Consider the following 6,159-nt stretch of genomic DNA (forward strand, 5'->3'; position numbering starts at 1 on the left):
CGGTCTGATCCTGAACGGCGAGTTCACCCAGATCCTCCAACGCCTCGACGGCTGACAGCTGACCGGCCTGCACGTCTCATTCTGAAACGATCAGTTAGGTGGGGGCTCTGTGTCGGGCTGTCGTACCGTTCACCTGCGCGGATGGTCCGCAGGCGTCCGCACGCGTCCGCCGTTGCACGTCGGCGTTGTCACTCACAGCTGCCGCGACCGCCGACATACTCCCGACGGTGACTACCGTGATTCACGATCACAGAGGAAATATCACGCTCAGTCTCGGCAGCTTGCGTGCTGCCTCGTCCTCGCGTCGCACGTCCCACCGCTGACCCAGCGGCTCCGAACTGTCCTCTCCATTGCCTTGTTCGCCCTCGACATCCTCAAAAAACGCCTCGCTGCAGTCGTCGTCGACACCAGTCAGACGCCCGTACGCCTCCATAGGATCCCGGTCAGCTTCTTCGGCTCCTACCGCGTCGACGGCACGGCTCCCCTCACCGGTCAACTGAGCTTCCGCGTCGACTACTCCGGAAGTGGCCACTACGGCCCGGCTGGCCAGACCTTCGACATCCCTGTAGCGAAGTACACGCCCACCATGACGCTGACAGCTCCCTCCGCCGGCGACCGTGCCGCACCGATGACCGTCACCGGTCACCTCACCTGGCCCCGTGCGCATGTGACGACCGGCGCGGTCCACGTCGTCAAGACCGACCTGGCGCACCCCTCCGGCTACTCGGTGGGCACTGTGCCCGTCGCCGCCGACGGCAGTTTCGCCTTCCACGACACCCCGCAGGTCGGCGGCGCGAACGCGTACGCCTTCACTTACGACGGTGGTACCTCCTACCTCCCGGTCACGGCGTCGGCGAAGGTGCAGCTGTCCCGAGCCACTCCGACCCTGAGTGTGGCGACCGACGCGAAGTCGTACCACTCCGGCGCGACCGTCAAAGTCACCGCACATCTGGGGACCACGTACAACTCCCGCTCCGTGACGCTGTACGACCAGCCCGCAGGCAAGTCGCGGACGCAGCTCAAGAGCGGCACGGTCGATGCGCACGGGAACCTCGTCGCGTACTTCAAGATCACCCGCAACACCGTCTTCAGCGTGGCCTTCGCGGGGGACTACCGCTACGCACCGCGCACGGTGACGACCAGTGCGACCCTCACGCCGACGGTCCGGACGGAGATGCAGTGGCCGCTCTCGACCACTCGCATCGGATCCACCACGTACCAGGTCTTCTACAAGTCCGAAGTCAACATGGGCTTCAACCTGCAGGTCACTCCCCATCAGTCGGGCGGCTGTACGTCGGTGTACGTCGAGCACTACTACTCGGGCGCCTGGCACCAGGCCAGCTCGCAGAGTTGCGTGCCCTTGTACTCTGACGGCTGGTACGGCTACGGCCGGGCTCTGAAGCTCTTCGCCAGCAACGACCACTACCGCATCCGTGGCCACTACACGCCGCCGGCGAAGGGCGCGCAGACCGGCAGCGTGTGGAGCCAATGGACTTACCTCACCGTCCGCCCCGGCAGCCCCTCATGAGGCCGGGCAGTGCGGAGACGGTCGGTGGCCGGCTCCGGTCCATGGCACCCGAATAAAAGCAGTCCGGCCTCCCATGACCAAGTGGCTGCTCTTCACCGGACCGTGCGGCGGCCACGTATGACGTATTTCCTCGACGCGGAGATATGCAAACGGGCACTGGCCAAGGCTGGGATGAGCCCCGAGAGGAAACCGGTCGACTCGTACGCCGAGTCCCGTGAGAAAGGCATGCACGCCCCAAGACACGGCCCAAGACCACCGAAAAGCCCTCTACGGCGAACCCGCAGGTAGTTCGCTTGATCGTGCAGGCCTACTTCTTCGTGCCCTGGGTCTTGTCGCGGCTCTTGGGGAACTGAGTTTTTGCTGGTCGGAGACGGCGGGCTCGCGCGCCTGGTGGTCGTCGTTGGTCGTCATCGGCCACTGTCGAGCGACCTCGGACGGCCCAGAAACGGCCCAGCGCTCGGAGAATCGCGACACGGTCCTGATCGCCGACAAGCCTACGCCCAACGGAGCGCGTCAAGGTCAGGATGCTGCGCCAACTCCAGCGGATGGGCGCTGCACAGCCCGACTAGGGTTCCGGTTCCAGACCACGTCACCATCATCGTCCCCAGGTCGGTCACGGTGCGCCCCGACATAGGTCAACCGCCCACTACGCTGCGAGCTCCAGCCCATCACTGCGACCCTGGTGGCCGCAGGCTCGCAGTGACAGGCAAGAGGGCTGGGCCCTTCTGCGGGCGGCACGGCTCTCCCGTCCGGCCACGACCCGCTCGTCTACACCGACGCAAGCTCCGCCCCACCGGGAGTTGACTTTACCGACCCGTCCGATGGTTGCGGGGCTGCTGTGGGTGCGAGGCCTGGCTCACTCTGTGACGAAGTCGGCCATCATCGCCATGTCCTCGTGCTCGAGGTTGTGGCAGTGCAGCAGGAACCGCCCCGGGTAGTCGGTGAAGCGCGTGACGATTTCCACGGACTCGGCGGGACGCAGATCCACGGTGTCCTTCCACCCCGCGTCGTAGGGGCCGGGCGGCCGGCCGTTGCGGGCGGTCACCTGGAAGTGGTTCAGGTGCAGGTGGACGGGGTGGTGGAAGTCGGTGACGAACCGCCACACCTCGGTGGTGCCGAGGCGGACGGTCGCCAGTGGCCTGCCGGGCTCGTAGGGGCGGCCGTTGATGGTCCATCCGGATCCGGCCCGCCGCTGGAAGTGGAAGGTACGGGTCGCCGCGGCCCGGTCGGCCTGCGGTGCGGGGATGACCGAGAGCCGGTCCGGTACACGGGAGTCGTCGGCCGGCGGCCGGGCACCGGAGACGTCGAACCGCATGACGGCCGCCGTGCCGCCGCTGCCCAGGCGGTTGACCAGCCGTACCCGGGTGCCCGGCCGGTAGCGGGCGAAGTCGACGACCACGTCGAAGCGTTCGGCCGGGGCGATGTCCAGAGTGTCGTGCGCGAGCGGCCGCTTCAGCAGGCCCCCGTCGCCGCCGATCTGCACCAGAGCGCCACCGCCCGGCGGCGCGGGGTCGAGCGCCAGTCGGTAGCGGCGGGCGTTGGAGCCGTTGAGCAGCCGCAGCCGGTAGCGCAGCCGCTGGGTTTCGAGCACCGGCCAGGGCGCCCCGTTGACCAGGATGACGTCGCCCAGGACACCGTCCATGTACCGGTCGGTGACGCCCGCCGTGCGCTGTCCGGCATCGAGCGCCGGGTACTGGAAGGAGCCGTCGGCGGCGAAGGACCGGTCGGCGATCAGCAGCGGGATGTCGCGCTCCCCGGCGGGCAGGGGCAGGGCCTCCTCCTCGTCGTCGTGGACCAGATGGAACCCGGCGAGCCCGTGCCAGACGTTCGGTCCGGTGAAGCCCATGCGGTGGTCGTGGTACCAGAGGGTGGCGGCCCGCTGCTCCATGGGGTAGGTGTACGTCCGCTGCCCGGCAGCGGTGTCCGGTGCGCCACCGGCCCCGGACATGCCCGGCATCCCGGCCGCGTCTGCTGTGTCTGCCGTGTTGTTCTGGGGCAGGATCAACGCGGTCGGATAGCCGTCGCTGCCGTACGGGGTGTGCCCGCCGTGCAGGTGGACCACGGTCGGACGGGGCAGCTCGTTGCGGTGCCGCACCACCGTCCGGCGTCCGGAACGGGACACGATGGTCGGCCCCGGGAACGTTCCGTCATAGGTCCAGGCGTCGGTCTCCAGACCGGGGAGGATCCGCAGCCGCGCCGGCCGCTGGGTGATCTCGTAGACGTCCGCCGTGCCGCTCGTACTGACCGGTGCGAGCAGGGACGGCACGGGCAGCGGCACCTCGTACGGCCTCGGCAGCGGGGCCCGGCTGCGCAGCAGCAGCCCCGGCTGACCGGACGTCAGCGCCCCGCCGGCCACGGCCCATCCGCCAGCGGTGACCGCGCCGCCGCCCACGGCCGCCGCGGCGAGCAGGCGGCGCCTGGTGATGCCTCCGCTCATGCGGACCCCTCCTCGGCGGCGGAGCCCTCGGTGCGCCCGGGGCCCTCGGTACGGGAGGACGGGGTCCATCCGGCCGCCGGACGCCAGGCCCGGACCAGTATCAGCAACGTAGTGGCGATGATGGCCACGCCCAGCGGGACATGAACGGCGAGCACCCGCCCGTACCCCATGGCTATCTGCCCGGCCTCCGCTCCGAAGAGCGCGACGGAGGCCAGGGCCGGCCAGCCCGGTCCGCCGCCCGGCCGCCACAGCAGCAGCGCGGCCGCGGTCTGCGCCACGGCGGTGAGTCCGGTGGCAGTGGCATTGAGCGCGTGGAGGTCGAGAGCCGCGTAGTGACCGGACAGAAAGCTTCCGGCGAGGACCGCCTGCCCCAGAGCGAGGACGGCCTCGCAGGTCACCACCGTCCGGAAGAGCATCAGAGCCCAGCGCCGCACCGGAGGACGTCCGACCTTCGCGAGTGGGGGCGGCACCTGGATTGGGGGCGAGGCGGACGCAATCGATTTAGGCATAGGTGAGATAGTGCCATATGGAACTGTCTTGCAGTAACCAATCTCAGCCTGCCCTATGCTGATACCGATGAACCCGCCCGACTCCACCCCACGCCCACCCGCCACCAGTCATGTCCGCGTCGGCCCGCTGCTCCGCCTCGCTCAGCGGCGTGCCGCCCAGACGTTCGCCGACGCCCTGCGTCCCCTGGGCATCGAGGGCCGCCATTACGGCGTCCTGCTCAACCTCGACCTGCACGGACCGCTCAGCCAGCGCCGGCTCATCGACCTCACGGGCAGCGACAAGTCCTCGATGGTGCGCACGGTCGACGACCTGGAGACCCGCGGCCTGGCCGTACGCCGCCCGTCACCCACCGACCGCCGCGCTTACGCGGTCGAGATCACCGAACAGGGCAGGGCGCTGTTCGCCGAGGCGTCCGTCGTCGCCGGCGACGTGGCCGCACGGCTCCTCGGCCACATGGACGAGGGCGAACGTGACCTACTCTGCACTCTGCTGGAACGCTTCGTGGCGGCCCCGGAGACCTGACGCGCCGCCAAGCGCTCCGCTGGAAGCACGGTGGTGAACCCGCGGGCCGGTGGAGGCTGGTCGCGCCCACGCGGCCGAGCCGCACACCGATACAGCCCGCGTCCCTTGCAGGGGCGCGGTACCGCACTGGACTCTCCCCAGGCCGCTTAGTAGGCTCCTTCCGGCTCGCCGGGGGGATGGGCGCCCGCTTGCCGGTCGCGTGCACATCGTGGAGGTGAGCCGGTCCAGGTCGTCCCCGGACGGCGGATGACGGGCGGGACGGCCCCCGCGCTGATCCCCGAGCCGGCGTGAGCCCCGCTGCATGAACCGCGCATGTCCCGTACGGCAGCGCACGCTTCCCGAACGCATGTCCTCGACACGGTCGGAGCGCCCTCTGGGGCTGACCGGGTCGAGGAGGGGGAGTGCGAGATTGCGAGGCTCTACCGGCGGCGGGCCGGCACAACAGATCCAATGCTGGTATGAACGAGGCCGACTTCCACGACGACCAGGTGCAGACGCAAGCCGCATGGGACGCCACCTACAACGCGCTTGCCGCCCCCCGCCCCCGCGACACCACTGCCCTGCGCCGCCGCCTGCTGCTCCTGTCCGTGCGCCTGTGGCGGCACCCCTACTGGGAGACGGCACCCTCGGTGCCGGCCGCGCGCGCCGAGTTGCGCCACCAGGTCCGCAGTCACGGACCCGGTCGGTCGGGTCGTGCGACCGGTCGTCCCGGACGGGGCCAGGAGGGTTGTCCGGCCGACGGGCATACCACCTCATGCACGCGATTCGTACGCGAGACGTACGGTAAGGGGCGGTGGTGCCGTGGCGCGCTGGGAGGTGAAGCGTCACCGCGGCCCTCGGCATGTCGGGCGCAGCTACAGGCTGACCGCGTCCAGCAGGTGAGGGCCGTTGTTGCGGACCTTGTTGACGGCGGTGGAGACCGGGCGCGCATCGAGATGATGCTGTGCGGTGGTGAGCTGTCCCAGCCGAGCCGCACACCCACGCCCGCGTGTGCACGCTCAGTGCAATCAGAAACGCAGAGGGTTACGATCTCGCTGTGGCAGACGAGAGCTATGACGTGATCGTGATCGGGACCAGCCAGGGCGGCCGGTTTCTCCCCGTCGATCTGGCGAAGGCAGGCAAGAAGGTGGCGCTCGTCGAGCGCGATCACCTCGGCGGCGTC

Annotated in this window: 4 protein-coding genes; 2 read left to right on the forward strand and 2 right to left on the reverse strand. The window is 69.5% G+C overall.

Translation table 11 applies throughout. The features are described 5' to 3' along the window. The first annotated feature begins 355 nt into the window (after window positions 1-355). Window positions 356-1,528, forward strand: coding sequence for a hypothetical protein (locus ACGFZN_RS39875; RefSeq protein WP_393863387.1), 1,173 nt, complete (start codon window positions 356-358; stop codon window positions 1,526-1,528). Between the two features lie 856 nt (window positions 1,529-2,384). On the opposite strand, the gene ACGFZN_RS39880 is transcribed toward ACGFZN_RS39875, so the two are convergent. Both ACGFZN_RS39880 and ACGFZN_RS39885 read right to left on the reverse strand, forming a co-directional pair. Next, window positions 2,385-3,965: a multicopper oxidase family protein gene (locus tag ACGFZN_RS39880; RefSeq protein WP_393863388.1), complete on the reverse strand. Its 1,581-nt coding sequence runs from the start codon at window positions 3,963-3,965 to the stop codon at window positions 2,385-2,387. Then, window positions 3,962-4,399 (reverse strand): hypothetical protein, encoded by a 438-nt coding sequence (locus tag ACGFZN_RS39885; RefSeq protein ID WP_393863389.1) that lies wholly within the window; start codon window positions 4,397-4,399, stop codon window positions 3,962-3,964. The genes ACGFZN_RS39880 and ACGFZN_RS39885 overlap by 4 nt, the downstream gene beginning before the upstream one ends. A gap of 142 nt (window positions 4,400-4,541) precedes the next feature. Between ACGFZN_RS39885 and ACGFZN_RS39890 the strand changes: the two genes are divergently transcribed. Continuing rightward, window positions 4,542-4,997 carry a MarR family winged helix-turn-helix transcriptional regulator gene (locus tag ACGFZN_RS39890; protein WP_393863390.1) on the forward strand — a complete coding sequence of 152 codons (456 nt, stop codon included), beginning with the start codon at window positions 4,542-4,544 and terminating at the stop codon, window positions 4,995-4,997. Window positions 4,998-6,159: the final 1,162 nt, after the last annotated feature.

The sequence above is a fragment of the Streptomyces sp. NPDC048192 genome (assembly GCF_043202415.1).
GTDB lineage: Bacteria > Actinomycetota > Actinomycetes > Streptomycetales > Streptomycetaceae > Streptomyces.

Bases quoted from the DNA above. Each gene is read 5' to 3' on its own strand.
- ACGFZN_RS39880 (WP_393863388.1), bottom strand. From the start codon at position 3,965: ATGAGCGGAGGCATCACCAGGCGCCGCCTGCTCGCCGCGGCGGCCGTG.
- ACGFZN_RS39890 (WP_393863390.1), top strand. From the start codon at position 4,542: ATGAACCCGCCCGACTCCACCCCACGCCCACCCGCCACCAGTCATGTC.